Consider the following 17,238-nt stretch of genomic DNA (forward strand, 5'->3'; position numbering starts at 1 on the left):
TAAACTTGACTTGCATAGACTAAAGCTTTGTGATATAATCCGTATCAAAAAAATATAAGGAGAATATATGAGTGAAAGCTTATATGAGACTTTAGGGGTTTCAAAGGGTGCCTCAAGCGACGAGATAAAAAAAGCTTATAGAAAACTTGCTAGAAAATATCACCCAGATATCAACAAAGACCCTGGAGCAGAAGATAAATTTAAAGAGATAAATGCTGCTTATGAAATTTTAAGTGACGATAAAAAACGAGCTCAATACGACCAGTATGGCGATACTATGTTTGGCGGTCAAAATTTCCACGACTTTGCTAGTAGCTCAGCCGATATGGGCGATCTAAATGAAATTTTAAAGAATATCTTCTCAGGTGGCTTTGGCGGTGGTGGAGCTAAATTTAGTAGCGGATTTGGTAGTAATTTTGGAGGCTTTGACGGATTTAGTAGTGGTGGATTTGGCTTTGGCGGAGCTGATCTAGACGTAAATGCAAAAATTTCCATACCATTTGACGTAGCTGTAACTGGTGGCGAACATAAGATAAATTTTAATGGCGAAAGCATTAAGATAAAAATTCCAAGTGGCATAGAAGGCGGCGAGAAGCTTCGTGTAAAAGGCAAAGGTAAAAGCGCTGGTGGTCAAAAAGGCGACCTCATACTTGCTATTAGTGTTGAGCCAAGCGACGAATATGAAAGAGTCGGAGACGATCTTTATAAAGATATAGAAATTCCACTAAAAACTATGCTTTTTGGCGGAAAAGTCGATGTGCATACTTACAAAAAAGATGTCACGATTAAGATCGCTGAGAACTCAAAAACAGGCACAAAGATCCGCCTAAAAGGATATGGCGTGCAAAACAGAAAGAGCGGAATTTATGGCGATCTTTACTTAAAAGCTAGAGTAAAACTTCCAAATATCAGTGAGCTTGATGAAGGCTTAGTAAAAGAGTTAAAAGAGAAATTACCGGAGTAAAAAAATGCAAAATTATGAAGAACCACTTTTTTTAATAAGCGTTGTTGCAAAGGTTTTAAGCATACATCCACAAACTTTAAGACAGTATGAAAGAGAGGGACTTATCGAACCATCAAGAACAGATGGCAAGATGAGGCTCTACTCACAAAAAGACGTTGATCGCGTAAAAACTATACTAAATTTAACCCGCGAACTAGGTGTAAATTTAGCCGGCGTTGATGTGATACTTCAGTTGAAAGAAAAAATTGACGATTTAGAATCAACTATTGATGAGCTAAATAAAAAATTGCACGAAGTTACCAGCCAAACTAGCACAAAAAGATCGCTCGTAAAGAGAAAAAATAGCTTTGATCTTGTATTTTACGAAGGTAAAAGATAATTTATGGAACAAATTTTAGAAGGTTTCTTGCTTGTTGCAGCGATCTCAGTCGCATTAAATGTCATTTTTAAAAAATTTCAGATCCCAACCATCATCGGCTACATCGTAACTGGTACGCTTATATCAGAATTTTTCAACCTAAAAAGCAATGATGAAATTTCTCATATCGCGGAATTTGGTATCGCATTTTTGATGTTTACCATTGGGCTTGAGTTTAGCTTTAAACACTTAATGGGCATGAAAAAAGAGGTCTTTTTAAATGGCGGCTTACAGGTTTGTTTAAGTGGCTTTATAATGGGGGTGATGCTTTATTATGCCCTTCACTTAAAAGACGAAACGGCACTTATTGCAGGTCTTGCGCTTGCACTCTCATCAACTGCGATCGTACTAAAGACACTAAACGATAGTGGCGATGTGAGTAAAATTTACGGTAGAAAAGCACTTGGAATTTTACTATTCCAAGATATTGCCGTCATTCCTATTTTGCTTATGATAGATATGTTTAGCTCGCAAGATGCTTCAATAAATGAGCTTTTACTAAAGACATTTACAAGTGCGATTATTCTTATCGTTGTGCTATTTTTACTTGGTAAATATGTCATCAACTGGATATTTTATAAAGTTATTCAAACAAATTCGCAAGAGGTTTTTATAGCTACGATTTTATTTATGGTCGTTGGCTCCAGTACTTTGGCTCACTTCTTTGGCTTCTCATACTCTTTGGGTGCATTTTTGGCCGGTATGATGATGGCTGAGACACAGTATAAACACCAAATCGAAGTTGATCTCATACCTTTTAGAGATCTGCTTCTTGGACTATTTTTTATAACCGTTGGTATGCAGATAAATTTTGCTGTCGTCATCTCAAACATCTGGCTTGTTCTTGGCCTAGTATTTAGTGTCATGGTGATAAAAGCAGTTGTCGTTTTTGCTATCTTAAACATCTACTTAAAGCGAAGAGTTGCTGCAAAAACTGCACTTAGTGTTTGTCAAATAGGCGAATTTGCACTAGCTGTTTTTGGACTAATGACTACTAGAAATTTACTTGATATACAAACAGCTCAAATTTTTATCGCAGCCTCAGTTGTGTCGATGTTTGCTACGCCTTTTATACTTAAAAAACTAGACGCAATAGCAGACCTCATAGAACGTGAGATCGTTGTTGAACCAAATGAAACTCTAAAGCCGCAAAAAATCAAAAATCACATCGTGGTTTTTGGCTATGAGAGGCTTGGTCAAGAGGTCGTTTTAAGACTAAAAGAGACAAAGCTTTTATATCTTGTGCTTGATAATGATATTAGTCTAGTTGAGCTTGGTAGGAGCCGCGGAGAAAATGTATTTTTAGGTAATGTTCTTCAAAGCCATACACTTGAAAATGCCTGCCTAAGCGATGCAGCCGCTGTTATTATAACCGTTAACAATGAGCAAAGAGTGGAGCTCATCGCGCAAAAGATAAAAGACTACGGCGTAAATACCCAAACTATAATAAAAATAAATGGTGAGGGCAATAAAGATATTTTTGGTGAGCTAGGTAAAAATTTTCACCTAATAAATGAAGAGCGTGTCATGGCAAAAACACTCGTGCACGAGGCTCTTCAATGCAAAATCGATCATGATATAAGAGCATAAAAGTATAAATTTATCCTAGAATTTTACAAGTTTATGTTCGGTTTTAAAATAATCTTTTAAAAATAACTTTTACAAGCAATGAGCAAGCCTAAGTCTCTAGGCTCTACTCATTTCTTAAAGTTTGAAGCACATTTACTTCTGTGGCTTTTTTAGCTGGATAATAAGACGATATAGCCACGATAAATACAGCTCCAACTATAATAAGCACAAGATCGATGGTTGAAAGCTCGAGTGGAAGTTTACTTGAGCCATAAACGTCAGCCGGCAAGTCTATAATGTTGAAATTTCCAAGTAAAAATAGCCCTAAAAAGCCAAGCACTAAGCCAAATATAATGCCGCCACCACCGATTACTAGCCCTTGATAGAAAAAGCTTCTTTTTATCTCACTTTTACTAGCTCCAAGTGCAAGAAGCAAGGCGATCTCTTGCCTGCGGTTCATCACTGTCATTAGTAGCGAGCTTATGATATTTAGCGAAGCCACAAGGATAATAAGCATCAAAACGATAAAAAGTGCTCTTTTTTCAAGTGCGAGCGCTGAGAAAAAGTTGCCATTTTGCTCCCACCAGCCAATGGCAACAGTGCCAGCTGGAAGCCCCTCGCGCACTCTTTTTATATCATCAAATGGCTTACTTGAAAAGATATGAATTCCATCATAAACGCCTTTTGGATAGTCTAAAATTTTCCTCAAAGCATCAACTGAAGTATATGAAAATGCTTTATCGTAGGCGATTAGACCAGATGTAAATGAGCCACCGATACCAAAGCGCTTCATCTTTGGCGTTAGTGAAAAGCCAGCAGGATCAGCCTTTGTAAAGATAAGAGTTAGTTTCTCATCATCTCTTAGTCTAAACTCGCTCATTATGCCACTTCCCACAAGTATCTCAAAACCATCTAGCTCTTTATCTTTTAAAGCTTCATTTACGACTGAGTTTATCTGTTTTTCATCTTTAAAATTTACGCCATAAACCAGTCCGCCCTCAAGCGCATTTGCCGAGCGGTAAATGACCTGCGTGCTTATAAATGGACTAAATTTTAAATCGCTAAATCTGGCCTTTAGCTCATCAACAAAGTCATCATCAATAGAGCCCTTAAAGGCGCTTTGAACGGTTATTGGATAGTTCATCGTAAAAAGTTTACGCTCAAATTCTTTGTCAAATCCATTCATAATCGCCATTGCAACGATCAAAACCATAAGTCCGATGCTAACACCAAGAAAGGCAAGCAAGGCACTTAGGGTGATAAATGGCTGAGTTTTATCAAATCTTAAATATTTAAAAAGTAGGTACTTTGGTAAGCTTGTCATCAAATAGCCTTTAAAAGATTAAGGCGCTTTACACGCCTTAAAAGTAGAAATTTTAAGCAAATATGCCTTTTTTAGGGCCACTTTTTCCGTGGCAATCTTTATATTTTTTACCGCTTCCACAAGGGCATGGAGCGTTTCTTGGTATCTTTTTTTCAGGCGTAAATTTATCATCCTCGCCTTGGTTGTTATAGCTTAAATTTTCATTTTCAGCATTTTGACTAGCTTCAAGCATCATTCTGGCTTGCTCTTCTTGCTCCTCACGGCTCTTAAATCTAACAACCTGAAGCGTCTTAACACTCTCACTTTTTAGCCTGCTAACTAGCTCCATAAAGAGGTTATAGCTCTCTTTTTTGTATTCAACAAGTGGATCTTTTTGATTATACCCTCTAAGGCCGATACCAGTTTTTAGGATATCCATTTGATAGAGGTGCTCTCTCCACGCATTATCAAGCACTTGAAGGTATAAAATTTTCTCTATCTCTTTTCTTTGATCTTCATTTAGCACGCTCATTTTCTCGTTATATCTTACTTCAAAAATTTGCGCAAGCTTTTCTATTAACTCATCATACTCTAGGCCTTTTAGCTCACTCTCATCTATTTCTTCACCGCAGTCTGCAAGGATGATAGAGCATAAATTTTTAATATCAAAGTCATCTTTCAAGCCGCCATGGAAAATTTCAGCCGCGTCAAGTAAATTTGCAGCGTACTCTTTTCTATTTTGAGCTATCTTTTCGCTCATATCGTAGTTTTTATCAAGTAGCTCGTCACGGTATTTATAGATAGTTTTTCTTTGCTCATTTGCCACATCGTCATACTCAAGCAAGTGCTTTCTAGCCTCAAAGTGCAAGCTCTCAACTTTCTTTTGGGCATTTTCAACAGCTCTTGTTACCATTCGGCTCTCGATACTCTCGCCCTCGTCGATACCTAGCCTATCCATGATCGCTTTTATGCGGTCGCTACCAAAAATTCTTAAAAGATTATCTTCAAGACTTAGATAAAATCTACTCATGCCAGGATCGCCCTGACGTCCAGCACGACCACGGAGCTGATTGTCTATCCTTCTACTCTCGTGCCTTTCAGTACCGATAATATAAAGTCCACCTAAATTTCTAACCTCATCATCGATCCTAATATCAACACCGCGTCCTGCCATGTTTGTAGCAATAGTCACAGCACCTTTTACACCAGCTTGAGCGATGATCTCGGCCTCTTTTTCGTGGTTTTTAGCATTTAGCACAGAGTGTGGGATGCCAACTTTTTTAAGCATCTCGTGAAGTACCTCACTGCGCTCGATGCTTGCAGTTCCCACAAGTACTGGCTGACCTTTTTCGTGAGCTTTTTTAACTTCGTCAATAACTGCTTTAAATTTCTCATTTTGAGTTTTATAGATAAGATCGTTTTGATCGATCCTTTTAACTGGCAGATTCGTAGGGATCGAGATAACTTCAAGGTTATAAATTTGAGAAAACTCAGTGGCCTCAGTCTGAGCCGTACCAGTCATACCTGCAAGCTTTTTATACATCCTAAAGTAGTTTTGATATGTTGTATCGGCTAAAGTTTGGCTCTCTTCTTGGATTTTTACGCCCTCTTTTGCCTCAAGTGCTTGGTGAAGCCCCTCACTAAAGCGTCTGCCTTCGCTTAGACGTCCAGTAAATTCATCAACAATGACTACCTCGCCATCTTTTACGACATAATGAACGTCTTTTTCAAAGAGATTATGAGCTTTTAAGGCTTGGTCTAGGTGATGGCTTAGTATGGCATTTTCAAGGTTGTATAAATTCTCAACTCCAAAGAGCTTTTCAGCCTTACTTATACCAGCTTCTGTGATCATTATCGTTCTATTTTTTTCATCTACTATAAAGTCACCACTTGGCTTTGAACCTGGCACGTTTGGATCAGCTGGAATGCCTCTAGTAAGCTGTTTAGCGACCTGATCAGCTCTTATATAGCCATCGAGCGTACGGTTTGTTGGGCCAGAGATTATAAGTGGAGTTCTAGCCTCGTCTATCAAGATGCTATCGACCTCGTCCACGATAACGAAGTTGTGGCCTCTTTGCACCTTTTGGCCAGCTTCAAATTTCATATTGTCACGTAAATAGTCAAAGCCAAATTCTGAATTTGTACCGTATGTTATGTCGGCGTTATAAGCAGCTTGTCTTACGTTATCATCGTATCCACCGCTTAGTATCACATCGACACTTAATCCTAAAAAGTTATAAAGCTCGCCCATTTGCGTAGCGTCACGCTTTGCAAGGTAGTCGTTTACGGTTACAACGTGCACACCCTTGCCGCTCATTGCGTTTAAGATGACTGGCAAGGTTGCCACCAAGGTCTTACCCTCGCCCGTTTTCATCTCGGCAATCCTACCCTCATTTAGCACCATGCCGCCTATTAGCTGTACGTCAAAATGGCGCATCTTAAGCACCCTTTTGCTAGCCTCTCTAACGATCGCAAAAACATCATTTAAAATTTCATCTAAAGTGACTTTTTCTTCTACTACTTGGGCTTTTAGTTCATTAAATTTGATCTTAAGCTCATCATCGCTCATCTTCTCATACGTTGGCTCAAACGCATTTATCTGCGCCACACGTTTTATGTATTTTTTGACTTCTCTATCGTTTTTGGTGCCAAATATCTTTCTAAATACCGATGAAATCATTATTTTACCTTCCTAAATTTTTAAACTTTGGATCTTAGCATAGTTTAACTATTTATTTAATTAAACTGGGCTAGAATACGCCAAAAAAGGATAAAAAATGAGAAAATTTCTAGTTGCCTCTCTCGTTGCGGTTTGCTCATTTGGTGCTGGCTTAAATTTCAAAAGCCTTCAAAGTGACTTTACGCAAACTGTATTTAGCGAAGGCAAAAGCATAAATTACAAGGGTAGATTTTACGCAAAAAACGACAATACTGCACTTTGGATATATGAAAGTCCAACACCAAAGAGAATTTATTTTAACAAAGAACGTGTGATCGTGATTGAAGACGAACTTGAGCAAGCTATTATTTCAAAGCTTGATGATACGCCAAATTTGACGCAAGTTTTGGCTCATGCGGAGCAAATTCAACCAACACTTTACAAAGCGATATATGACGGAGTTGAGTATTTTATAACTATTAAAAACACGCTTCCAACGACGATTGACTATAAAGACAAGCTTTCAAATAAAATAAAAATAACTCTAAGCAATCCAGTAAAAGACGCACTCATACCACAAGAGACTCTAACTCCTGTCATTCCCCAAGGCTATGACATTGTAAATCAATAAATTTGGCTAGCTTTAGCCAAATTTACTTACTTCTCTCCAAAATCTTTTCCAAATTCCTGCACGTTATTTAGATCAATAGGCTTTTGAACTACGTCATTTGGATCTGGTGAGATGATGATCTCATTGCCTTTTTTCTTCTTTTCTGGTTTTGTTACAATCTCTTCATTAACGCTTGGATCGGAGCATAAATTTTGGCTTTTTATTGCTTTTATGATCTCGCTTAGTTCAAGATTATTTATCACTTTTATATTTAAGATAAGCACATCATCGATATCAAGAGAGTGCTTTTTGGCTGCGTATTTTATGAAAAGCTCTTTAAATTTCTCTTTTCCCATTGAGGTTAAAATATCTTCCACGTAAAAGCTACCAACTATTATGTTTAAAGTATCAAGCACGTAGGCTTCATTCTCCTCCACATCACGTCCGACAACTTCAAGGTTCATATTTATCTTTTTTGTTAAATTTTGTCCAGCTTTTGAGTAGATATCTGTTTGAAAGTCACTCACTTTTAGCACGTCTGCGAATGCAAAAACGCCAAAAACAAGGCTTAAAAATAGCTTTTTCATAAACTCTCCTTAATATGCAAAAATACGTTTTCTTGGTAAAATTTCTTAACTTCGTCGTCAATTTTAACCACTTTTCTTAAATGCTGCCTAAAATCACTTTTCTTATCATAAAAAAGTTTTAAATTTTTAGGACTTACTGCGCGAGAAAGTGCGACATAGAGCTGTCCTTTGGCAAAAATGTGGTTGATATTACAAATGAGCGAGTTTATGCTCATTCCTTGAGATTTGTGGATAGTTAGAGCGTAAGCAAGCTTAAATGGAAACTGGTAGAGTGACGCCTGTACATTTTCTTCGATCTCATCTTCGTTTAAATTTAACGAACTAAATATATAAGCGGCTTTTTCTATCTCACAAATTTCGCCACTATCTTTTTTCACGATCACGCTTGAAATGATGCCATTTTCTTTTAAAATTTGCATGATCTTGCCTTGCTCACCGTTATAGTACTCGCCCCATTTATTTGACGTAAAGATAATCTTAGCGCCTATCTTCATCTTCAAATCCCTTGAGATATTTAGCGTATTTGCCCATTTTTCAAACTCTTTTTTATCTAAATTTTCATCCAAAATGCTCACATCTGAGTTTGAAATTTCAAGTGGCGTGCCAAGTTCTGAAAGCCTTTTTTGATTTAGCATTTCAGCCTCGGCGTTTCTGCCAAAAAGCACACTCGTATCATTATCTGGCTCTATCTTGGTCACTCTTAAACTCTCTATATAGCTCATTATTTCATCATCTAGCTCACCTACTCTTAAGCGAGAGAGAATTTCATAAAATTTCAGATCATTCGTACGTTTTGAGACTAGTAGCTCAACATTTGTAAATTTCATATCCTCCCACGCACTGGAGTTAAAGGCATATAAAAAATTAAAAAGTCTATTTTCGTTTTGCTCCTTTTGCACTGGCGGAAGCTGATAAAAATCGCCCACTATAAGCACCCTACCTTTAAATTTGGAAGTAAGTAGTCGGTATCTTATCATCTCCATTAAATCTGAGCTCACCATTGAAATTTCATCAATTACAAGCAGATCACAAGCATCTAGCATATTTCGTAGCTTGCTTAGTTTGTCTTTTTGATGATAGTCAAAGCGTCTTAGCTCCTCATAGTCCTTGCAGTAGCCAAATTTAAAAAAGCTATGCAAGCTAACTCCTCCAAGGCTAACGGCACTTATGCCAGTTGAGCCAAGGATTATGACGTTTTTAAAATTTTCTTTGTAGTGTCTGATGATGGAGGCGGTTAGATAGCTCTTGCCAACACCGCCGCCACCTGTTAAAAAGACGTTTGAGCGAGATAAAATTTCTAAAATTTGCTCTTTCATCTACTCAAACATCTCTGGGCGATACTCAAAGTGCATCGTATCAAAGTGCTTCCAGCGTCCACCCCAGATAAATTTATGTTTTTCAAAAACACGCACTATCTTTTCAGGAATGAGATTTTGGTAGCCATTACTCCACTGCCAGTAGTGGCTCTTTTTCACATTTATATCGATCGCAATACCATAGCTGTGCGGACTCAAACGGTTTGTGCCAGCGATGATGCGCCACTTAAATGTTCCACCTGGATCTTTTAAATACTCAAGCAAGCTCGCATCACTTTTTACCATATCGTTTAGCTCATTGCTTATGTCTTGTAAGGCGGCTGCGGCTCCATTTTTAGAATTAAATTGTAACTTTAGCGCAAGGCTATCTTTTAGCCAAATGACATCTACTAAATTTGCTTTTACCTCGCTCTCGCTTGAGCCATAAATTTTGCCTAAAAGCTCGTAGTTTCTACATCTGCCAGCATCACTTAGTGCGGTGCTAAGCGGCGAAAATGCAGCGTAATCAAGCGCATTCATATCCTCTATATCAGCACCGATACTACACTCATCATCTTTTTGTTTAAAGTCATCATAGACAAATATTGTTCCATCGCCAAATTTGACCAGATTATCCTCAACCTTAACACCATAAGCCCTTTGCAAAGCTGAAATTTTTCTAGCTTTATCGCTTATTACATTTTCTGGCTTTATCACATTTATAGAATCGACCTTTGAAATGAGCAAATTTGAGTTTTGTATGTCGCTTCTGTTTTGTCCGATGTTTAACGTAGTTACTGCCGTAGCACCAATTAACGCTCTGCCGTTATTTTCGGTTTTTAACCCCCAAGCATCATGCACCACATATATATCATCGCCCTTGTATCCAGCATAAAGCATGATATGTCCTGGCAGATGCACAAGCGTAAGATATGGCACACCTTTTTCTTTTATCTCTTTTGTCTTAGCGGCGTTACTAAGTCCTTTTAGATCAAATTTTTGTCCCATATTTGCTTGAGCTCTTGAGTTTCTGGGCAACCACACGCCAAAACTTGCTAGCAAATCTTTGGTAAAAAGCGAGCAATCCCTTAGCTTATCGACCCCGCCCCAACCGTAAGGCTGAGTAAGAAGAGAGCTAATAAGTGTTTTTAGATTTGAATCATTAAATTTAAGAGGAAAAAGAGCGCCAACAGACTTTGGCAACACAAATTCTCTCAAGAGATTTCTTACATAAATTTTACCATAGTAGTTTTTACTATCCTGTGCCAAAACAGGCAGTATCGCTCCAACTCTTGAATAAAACAAGAAATTTCCAGCCTTATCATAAACTGGCATCTTGTCCGTTTTTATAGTCACAAAACTTGACTTTTGATAGGCATTTGCCTCATCATCGCTTATAAATTTTATATCCTCGACCTTTACCCAGCCCCAAACCGCATCATCGCTAACAAACGCCCATGCCCTATCTTTTGAGAGGTGCGATACAAAGAGCGGATGAGCGATGCTTAGGGTTGATTCTTGCAGATAATCAAACGGATAGCCCTCGCCTGGAGTTTGCGGATTTAAAAATATCGGCTCATCGGTTGGAAAATTTCTTAAAGCTGTGTTTGCCGAAGTTAGAGCATAAGCAGAGATGCTTGAAAGAGCTGAAAAATTTGCATTATCCTTTTGTGCGTCAAACCAGCTTTGTGGTATCTGTCTAAAATTTGAGCCAAAATACTTTCTCTTTTCGCTTGGCTTATATATATTAAATGCCCAAAAGACATCGTTTTGATTAAATTTTACGCCCCTTAATGTAAAAACCTTAAACCTTCTTTTTAAAATTTCCTCTTGGTCAAAGCTTGCACTTTGTATATTTTGCGGTAGTGACGAGGCATCTTGCTTCATTTCAAAATCAAGCAAACTAATGCGTTCATTTGGCTTATATACATTTTCATCCGGTAAAGAATTTTGCACACTTGGCTTTGGCTGGGTCTGCGAACATCCCAAAAACAAAGCAACACTAAATGCTAAAAATATACCCTTTTTCAACTTTTTCCTTATCCTTAAAAATAGCTTCTACAATTAAAACAAAAATATAAAACATCTTTTCATTATTGTTTTTACAAATTTACTTCATCGTCTCATTCTCTTTTTACTTTTATATCGTTTGAGTTTTTCTTTGAAACCTCATCCACTTTTACATCATTGAGAGCATTTACAAAACCTTACTACGACGCACTTAAAGATCACCTCAAACATAACGTTGCCTTTTAGTTTATCAGACATTAACCCCTGCTATCTCATCTTCGCTGTAAACTAAAATTTCATTTTCTTTTAGTAGTTTTGCTGTAATACCATCGCCCGAAATAAGCCTCTTGCTAAAGCTTCCATCATAAATTTGCCCACTTCCACAACTTGGACTTTTTGATTTTAAAATAGCCTTTTTACAACCATTTAGTTTGGCTATCTTTAGGCAAATTTCTGCTCCTTTTTTAAAATTTTCACTCACATCTTTACCTGAAAATTTACAAATAACTGCACCATTTTTCATCTCAGCTGGTTCCCTTGGCGTACTAAGCCCACCATAAACCTCCGGACAAACAAAAAGCAGATGATATCTCTTTGAAATTTCATCCAAAACATCTTTATTTAAGAGATTATTTTCGCCGTTAAATTTACAATTTATGCCAACTAGGCAAGCACTTACTAAGATTTTTTCTTTCAAAGTCCAGCTTCTTTTAAAAGTTCACCAGCATAAATTTCACGAAGTTTGCTTGAAATTTCTCCTACTTTTGCACCATTTATCGCCTTGCTATCTGCATAAACGACTGGCAAGAGTATAAGTGTCGCAGCCGAGATAAAGACTTCATCAGCACTATAAACTTCATCCATACCAAATTTTCGCTCCTCTATCTTAAGGCCAATATCTTTAGCAATCTTTAAAAGTCTCATACGGCGAATTCCTGGCAAAATTTCATTTGAAAGTGGTTTTGTGATTAAAGTTTTATCCTTGATGATAAAAGCACTTGAGCTACAGCCCTCTGTGACAAAGCCATTTTCCACCATAAAGCCCTCGTCTGCGCCTTTTTTGTGAGCTTCATTTTTAGCGTAGCACTGAGCCAGAAGCGAGATAGACTTGATGTCACGCCTTTTCCACCTGATATCCTCGACACTTACGACTTTTATGCCAGTTTTTGCGGCAGGATTGTTTAAAATTTCGCTCTCGTAGCAAAAGATAAAGACGCTTGGTGTTAAATTTTCTATGAAATAGAAATTTCTAAATGCTACACCTCTTGTTACTTGCATGTAAATTCCGCCCTCTTTTAAGGCGTTTTTAGCGATTATCTCATTTAAAATCGATTCAAATTTTTCCTTTTCGTAGGGCAGGCTTATATCTATTTCATTTAAGCTTCTTTCAAATCTCGCCCAAAATCCATCCTTATCAACCATTTTTGAATTTATCACAGGCACAACCTCATAAATTCCATCACCAAATATAAATCCTCTATCAAAAGCACTAACTTTTGCCTCGTCTTTTTGCAAAAATTCTCCATTTAAAAAGACGGTTTGTAAAGCTTGATCTGCCATTTTTAGCTCCTTAAATTTTGGGCAAATTGTATCTAATTTTGTTTGAATTTATAGATTCTTAGATATAATGAGCCAAAATTTCAAAGGTAAAAAGTCTATAAAAAATGCAAGAAACTTTAAAAGATAGAATCATAAAAAACGTTTTTTTTGTTTCAAAACAGCCAGTTTTATTTAGGGATCTACTTGAAGCAAATGCCCTTTTTAACGAAGGTATGCTAATAGATGGAGCAAAGCTAAATTTTAGATTTAACCACATCAAGCTCTATCAGATTTACGCACTTATCTGTTTTGTCATTTTATTTCCATTGTTAATCATCACGCATCATTTTTTAGCAAAAACTGATGCACATATATCGATAATAGCGACTGCTGTCGTCACTTCGGCCGTTTTCATTGGCTTTGATATGTTTAAAGTTTGGGCAAGAAGAGAGATAAGTCACGATCTTATCAAGAAAGCTTGGAGCGTGCATTTTCCGTATTTTGGCTATGAAAAATACTCAAGCAAGGTCGAAGAAATTTATAATACTGCCATAAAAAATGACATATCAAAAAAAGATTTAGAACAATATATATATGAAAAGCTAATCTCTCAAAAAGAAAGCAATTAGCAAGTTAAAAATAGGCTTTGTTTATTGAGCTAATTTTATTTTTGTGCAGTTATATACAAAATGGCTATATTATTTGCCAATATAATTGAATCGCCAAAATTTAAAAACTTTAAATGTTTAGTTATTTCCATTGGCGCTCTTGCATATTGTTTAAAATTTGATTTTTATAACGTAAATTTTCGAGCTTTATATTAAGAGCTCTATTTTCCTCTAAAAGCATATCTCGCTTACCGCTGATGTCCGCTATATCTCTACTTATATAATAAATTTGATTTGCTATGTAAATTTTTGGCAAAAATATAGCTAGAGCTATAAAAACCGCTAAATAGACCATCACCAATGTCTTAAAGCTTAAATTTACTTCACGTTTTTGCTCCTCGTCGTGAAGCGTCAACAGCTCTTCTTTTTCTTGCATTTTTATCCCTTTATCTTAAAAACTCTAAGTTTTGCGCTCTTGCTTCGCGAGTTTATCTTTAGCTCATTTTGGCTTGCTGTTAGTGGCTTTTTGGTCAAAATTTCTCCTAGTTCGTGATTGTTTCCGCATTCACATCTATAGACGCCAGGTAGGCAGATACAGCTATTTGCCCATTTTTTAAAGCGCTCTTTTACGATCCTATCTTCAAGCGAGTGAAATGTAATAATCGCCACAAGACAATCCTTAAACCCACATTCTTCTATACTATCAAGTAAATTTGTTAGCTCATCTAGCTCACCATTTACCTCTATCCTGATGGCTTGAAAGGCAAGTATCGCAGGGCTAACTCCGCGCCCTTTTATCTGAGTTGTACCTATTAAATTTGCAAGCTCTTTTGCACTCGTTATCTTGCCAAAATTTCTAGCATTTATAATCTTGTTCGCAATCCAGGTAGCATTTTTTAGCTCACCATAATCTCTAAAAATTCTAACCAACTCATCAAAAGAGTAGCCATTTACAACGTCATATGCGCTAAAATTTCGCTCTTTGTCCATGCGCATATCAAGCGTGCTTGAGCCAAGACTAAAGCCCCTATCATCTTTATCTATCTGAAGCGAGCTAACACCAATGTCAGCCAAAATTCCTCTAACATTTAAAATTTCTTCTTGACTTAGCTTGCTAGTCAATTCAGAGAAGTTACTTTTATAAATTTTAACCCTACTACCAAATGGCTCAAGTTTTTTTAGTGAAAAATTTATAGCTTCATTATCTCTATCACAGGCAATTAAATTTAAATTTTTATTTTGAGACAAAATGGCACTAGAATGCCCTGCATACCCAAGCGTACAATCTATAAAATTTCCATTTAAATTTTTAAAAAAAGATAGAACTTCATCAAGTAAAACACTGATATGTGGACTTTGCAACACTGCCTCTTTATAGTAAATAGTGTGGAAAATTTATCGAAATTTTACTTAAAAAGCTATCATTACACAAAATTTTACATAAATTTTAAGATAGCTTAAATATAATCGCTTAAACGTAGGAGGAAAAATGGAGCTAGAACACTCAATAAATGAGATAAAAACGATATCACTTTCTATGTTTAGAAAGAATTTTTTTGGCGTCTTTCACGGCTCGATTTCGGCAAGAGTCGAAAAAAATCAATTTATAATCAATAAACAAAATGCCATTTTTGATAATTTAAAAGATGATGATTTGACACTTCTTTCATCAAAAAAAGACTATCGTTGGAATGAAGCTAGTCTTGATGCTGATATACACTTAAATATTTATAAAAATATAAATGAGGCAAGATTTGTTTGCTACGCGATGCCACCATACGCAACTGCCTACGCAATGAAACATGAAAAAATTGTACCGAAAGATTATTTTGGGTATATGAGATTTGATAAAATTTCTGTTTATGATCCAAAACAATATGACGACTGGTATGAACGTGCAGAAACTGAAATTTATAGATATATGCTAGAAAAAAATACAAACATTATTATCGTTAAAGGATATGGCATTTACGCATACAGTAGAAGCCCTCAGCTTCTTGCAAAAGAGATAGCTTTGCTAGAAAATAGCTGCAAATTGCTTCATTTAACTAGTGGTTATAGCGATTATAGTATTTAAAAATTTTGCTAACAATACTAAAAAATTGTTAGCAAAATTCTTTACAAAGGTATTTTTAAAGCCCCTATTTTAAGCTTATTTAAGGCAATTTTATATAATATATCATACAAATTTCGTTAGTCTTTTAAAGGAAAATTTAATGTTGTCTTGGATGCAAAAACATAAAAAATACCTAGTTGTTACCATTTGGGTAAGTACAATAGCCTTTGTTGGAGCAGGCTTTGTAGGCTGGGGAGCATATGATTTAAATAGCAATCGAGCCACTTCGATAGCAAAAGTAGGACACAGAAATATAAGCATTCAAGAACTGCAACAAAAATACGATAGTTTATATCAATACTACAATAATCTTTTTGATGGCAAATTAACTCAAGAAAAGGCTAATGAGTTAGGATTACAAAATGCTGCACTTCAGGCTACAATTCAAGAGAATTTACTATTAAATTTTGCAGACGATATAGGTCTTAGTGTTAGTAAAGATGATATTTTAAAATATATAATCGCTGATCCAACATTTCAAAAAGATGGTGCTTTTGATAAAAATTTATACTACGATATTTTAAGAAGGGCCAGAATAAATCCAACCGATTTTGAAGAAAATTTAAAACTAACAATACTACTTGATAAACTTAGAACTATTTTAAATTTACCAGCCAGCAAAGAAGACATTGCAATGATGGAAGCAAGCTTTTTTATGCAAGACAAATTAGCAATACAGATAATAAATGCTAATCAAAGTGATATAAAAATAGATGAAAAAGAGCTAAAGAATCTTTGGGAAACAAATAAAAACAACTATATGACAAAGACTATATATGGTCTAGAAACATACTTTATAGAGTCAAATAAAAATGATGTAAATCAAACTACTTTGAGTGACTACTATAACGAAAATAAGGAGAGATACAAAGGCTCTGATGATAAAATCAAATCATTTGATGAAGTAAAGACTGAAGTTATCAAAGACTACAATATCGAGAAAAGCAAGACTGATGCTTTAAAAAAATATACCTCTATCAAAAAAGCTGAGCTTGCAACAAATGAATTTGTTAGTATAAATGAAGATAATGCAACATTCTCACTTGATGAAATAAAAGGGGCAAAAGTTGGTGAGGTTATAAAACCATTTACATACAAAGATGGATATTTGATAGTTAGGGTAAAAAGCATAACTCCTCCACAACCTATGAGTTTTGAACAAGCAAGAGCAATGGTACTTGAAATTTACAAAGATAAAAAGAAAAAAGAAAACTTAATAACCATAGCAAAAGAGTCTTTACAAAATTTCAAAGGAACTGATATAGGCTTTATCAGTAGAGATATAAATGGCTCTATCTTAGGACTAAATGAAAGTGAAACTAGAGCTTTTGTTTCTCAACTTTTTGAAACTAACAACAAAAAAGATTATGTTATATTAAAAGACAAGGCCGTTATATACGACATTTTGGAACAAAGGTTGCTTGTAGATAATATAGATAATAACTATAAGCAAATAACACAGCAGAACGTTACAATGCTTAAAAATAATGAGCTAATAAAAGATTTAACAAACAAACTTAAAAAATACTATGAAGTTAAAGAATATATCAAAAGGTAATT

The 17,238-nt window shown here is 35.9% G+C and carries 15 protein-coding genes and 2 pseudogenes; 7 read left to right on the forward strand and 10 right to left on the reverse strand.

Annotated elements, in window-relative coordinates; translation table 11 throughout:
• The first annotated feature begins 67 nt into the window (after positions 1-67).
• The 3 genes from CVT05_RS03290 to CVT05_RS03300 are packed head-to-tail and all read left to right on the forward strand — an operon-like array spanning position 68 to position 2,972.
• A complete protein-coding gene (locus tag CVT05_RS03290) occupies positions 68-964 on the forward strand; it encodes a DnaJ family protein (RefSeq protein ID WP_054196486.1) in 897 nt (298 codons plus the stop codon).
• Between the two features lie 4 nt (positions 965-968).
• Positions 969-1,343: a heat shock protein transcriptional repressor HspR gene (locus CVT05_RS03295; protein WP_107697828.1), complete on the forward strand. Its 375-nt coding sequence runs from the start codon at positions 969-971 to the stop codon at positions 1,341-1,343.
• Between the two features lie 3 nt (positions 1,344-1,346).
• The gene (locus CVT05_RS03300; RefSeq protein ID WP_021090872.1) at positions 1,347-2,972 is read left to right on the forward strand and encodes a cation:proton antiporter; all 1,626 of its coding nucleotides are present in this window, start codon (positions 1,347-1,349) and stop codon (positions 2,970-2,972) included.
• A gap of 103 nt (positions 2,973-3,075) precedes the next feature.
• On the opposite strand, the gene CVT05_RS03305 is transcribed toward CVT05_RS03300, so the two are convergent.
• The 3 genes and pseudogenes from CVT05_RS03305 to secA all read right to left on the reverse strand — a co-directional run.
• Entirely contained in the window at positions 3,076-4,275 is a 1,200-nt protein-coding gene (locus CVT05_RS03305; RefSeq protein ID WP_107697829.1) for an ABC transporter permease, read from the reverse strand.
• 52 nt (positions 4,276-4,327) lie between these two features.
• A pseudogene (locus CVT05_RS09680) lies at positions 4,328-4,429 on the reverse strand (SEC-C metal-binding domain-containing protein); the annotation flags it as partial.
• 108 nt (positions 4,430-4,537) lie between these two features.
• Positions 4,538-6,934: pseudogene (secA, locus tag CVT05_RS03310) on the reverse strand (preprotein translocase subunit SecA); the annotation flags it as partial.
• A gap of 97 nt (positions 6,935-7,031) precedes the next feature.
• Between secA and lolA the strand changes: the two are divergent.
• The gene (gene lolA, locus CVT05_RS03315) at positions 7,032-7,544 is read left to right on the forward strand and encodes a LolA-like outer membrane lipoprotein chaperone (RefSeq protein ID WP_084041469.1); all 513 of its coding nucleotides are present in this window, start codon (positions 7,032-7,034) and stop codon (positions 7,542-7,544) included.
• Positions 7,545-7,570: 26 nt separating this feature from the next.
• On the opposite strand, the gene CVT05_RS03320 is transcribed toward lolA, so the two are convergent.
• The 5 genes from CVT05_RS03320 to CVT05_RS03345 all read right to left on the reverse strand — a co-directional run bounded on the left by CVT05_RS03320 (position 7,571) and on the right by CVT05_RS03345 (position 12,975).
• Positions 7,571-8,110, reverse strand: coding sequence for a hypothetical protein (locus CVT05_RS03320; protein WP_107697831.1), 540 nt, complete (start codon positions 8,108-8,110; stop codon positions 7,571-7,573).
• The gene (locus tag CVT05_RS03325; RefSeq protein ID WP_107697832.1) at positions 8,107-9,426 is read right to left on the reverse strand and encodes an ATP-dependent DNA helicase; all 1,320 of its coding nucleotides are present in this window, start codon (positions 9,424-9,426) and stop codon (positions 8,107-8,109) included. Before CVT05_RS03325 ends, CVT05_RS03320 begins: the two co-directional genes overlap by 4 nt.
• Complete coding sequence (locus CVT05_RS03330; protein ID WP_107697833.1) at positions 9,427-11,436, reverse strand: SH3 domain-containing protein; 2,010 nt, start codon at positions 11,434-11,436, stop codon at positions 9,427-9,429.
• 229 nt (positions 11,437-11,665) lie between these two features.
• On the reverse strand, positions 11,666-12,112 hold the full coding sequence (locus tag CVT05_RS03340; RefSeq protein ID WP_107697834.1) for a DUF523 domain-containing protein: 447 nt from the start codon (positions 12,110-12,112) through the stop codon (positions 11,666-11,668).
• The gene (locus tag CVT05_RS03345) at positions 12,109-12,975 is read right to left on the reverse strand and encodes a D-amino acid aminotransferase (RefSeq protein WP_107697835.1); all 867 of its coding nucleotides are present in this window, start codon (positions 12,973-12,975) and stop codon (positions 12,109-12,111) included. Before CVT05_RS03345 ends, CVT05_RS03340 begins: the two co-directional genes overlap by 4 nt.
• A gap of 104 nt (positions 12,976-13,079) precedes the next feature.
• On the opposite strand from CVT05_RS03345, the gene CVT05_RS03350 reads away from it, so the two are divergent.
• Positions 13,080-13,583 (forward strand): hypothetical protein, encoded by a 504-nt coding sequence (locus tag CVT05_RS03350; protein WP_103579680.1) that lies wholly within the window; start codon positions 13,080-13,082, stop codon positions 13,581-13,583.
• 121 nt (positions 13,584-13,704) lie between these two features.
• Here CVT05_RS03350 and CVT05_RS03355 read toward each other — a convergent pair whose 3' ends face one another.
• Together CVT05_RS03355 and rsmH are read right to left on the reverse strand one after the other, a co-directional pair.
• Entirely contained in the window at positions 13,705-13,998 is a 294-nt protein-coding gene (locus CVT05_RS03355) for a hypothetical protein (RefSeq protein ID WP_021090986.1), read from the reverse strand.
• A 2-nt stretch (positions 13,999-14,000) separates the two neighbouring features.
• The gene (rsmH, locus tag CVT05_RS03360; RefSeq protein WP_103579681.1) at positions 14,001-14,924 is read right to left on the reverse strand and encodes a 16S rRNA (cytosine(1402)-N(4))-methyltransferase RsmH; all 924 of its coding nucleotides are present in this window, start codon (positions 14,922-14,924) and stop codon (positions 14,001-14,003) included.
• 127 nt (positions 14,925-15,051) lie between these two features.
• On the opposite strand from rsmH, the gene CVT05_RS03365 reads away from it, so the two are divergent.
• Entirely contained in the window at positions 15,052-15,639 is a 588-nt protein-coding gene (locus CVT05_RS03365; RefSeq protein WP_084108231.1) for a class II aldolase and adducin N-terminal domain-containing protein, read from the forward strand.
• A gap of 139 nt (positions 15,640-15,778) precedes the next feature.
• Entirely contained in the window at positions 15,779-17,236 is a 1,458-nt protein-coding gene (locus tag CVT05_RS03370) for a peptidylprolyl isomerase (protein WP_103589434.1), read from the forward strand.
• The last annotated feature ends 2 nt before the right edge of the window (positions 17,237-17,238 follow it).

Origin of the sequence: Campylobacter concisus (genome assembly GCF_003049705.1) — a bacterium.
Taxonomy (GTDB): domain Bacteria; phylum Campylobacterota; class Campylobacteria; order Campylobacterales; family Campylobacteraceae; genus Campylobacter_A; species Campylobacter_A concisus_AR.

Bases quoted from the DNA above. Each gene is read 5' to 3' on its own strand.
- CVT05_RS03345 (WP_107697835.1), bottom strand. From the start codon at position 12,975: ATGGCAGATCAAGCTTTACAAACCGTCTTTTTAAATGGAGAATTTTTG.
- CVT05_RS03300 (WP_021090872.1), top strand. From the start codon at position 1,347: ATGGAACAAATTTTAGAAGGTTTCTTGCTTGTTGCAGCGATCTCAGTC.
- CVT05_RS03290 (WP_054196486.1), top strand. From the start codon at position 68: ATGAGTGAAAGCTTATATGAGACTTTAGGGGTTTCAAAGGGTGCCTCA.
- lolA (WP_084041469.1), top strand. From the start codon at position 7,032: ATGAGAAAATTTCTAGTTGCCTCTCTCGTTGCGGTTTGCTCATTTGGT.
- CVT05_RS03325 (WP_107697832.1), bottom strand. From the start codon at position 9,426: ATGAAAGAGCAAATTTTAGAAATTTTATCTCGCTCAAACGTCTTTTTA.
- CVT05_RS03350 (WP_103579680.1), top strand. From the start codon at position 13,080: ATGCAAGAAACTTTAAAAGATAGAATCATAAAAAACGTTTTTTTTGTT.
- CVT05_RS03365 (WP_084108231.1), top strand. From the start codon at position 15,052: ATGGAGCTAGAACACTCAATAAATGAGATAAAAACGATATCACTTTCT.
- CVT05_RS03355 (WP_021090986.1), bottom strand. From the start codon at position 13,998: ATGCAAGAAAAAGAAGAGCTGTTGACGCTTCACGACGAGGAGCAAAAA.
- CVT05_RS03295 (WP_107697828.1), top strand. From the start codon at position 969: ATGCAAAATTATGAAGAACCACTTTTTTTAATAAGCGTTGTTGCAAAG.
- CVT05_RS03370 (WP_103589434.1), top strand. From the start codon at position 15,779: ATGTTGTCTTGGATGCAAAAACATAAAAAATACCTAGTTGTTACCATT.
- CVT05_RS03320 (WP_107697831.1), bottom strand. From the start codon at position 8,110: ATGAAAAAGCTATTTTTAAGCCTTGTTTTTGGCGTTTTTGCATTCGCA.
- CVT05_RS03305 (WP_107697829.1), bottom strand. From the start codon at position 4,275: ATGACAAGCTTACCAAAGTACCTACTTTTTAAATATTTAAGATTTGAT.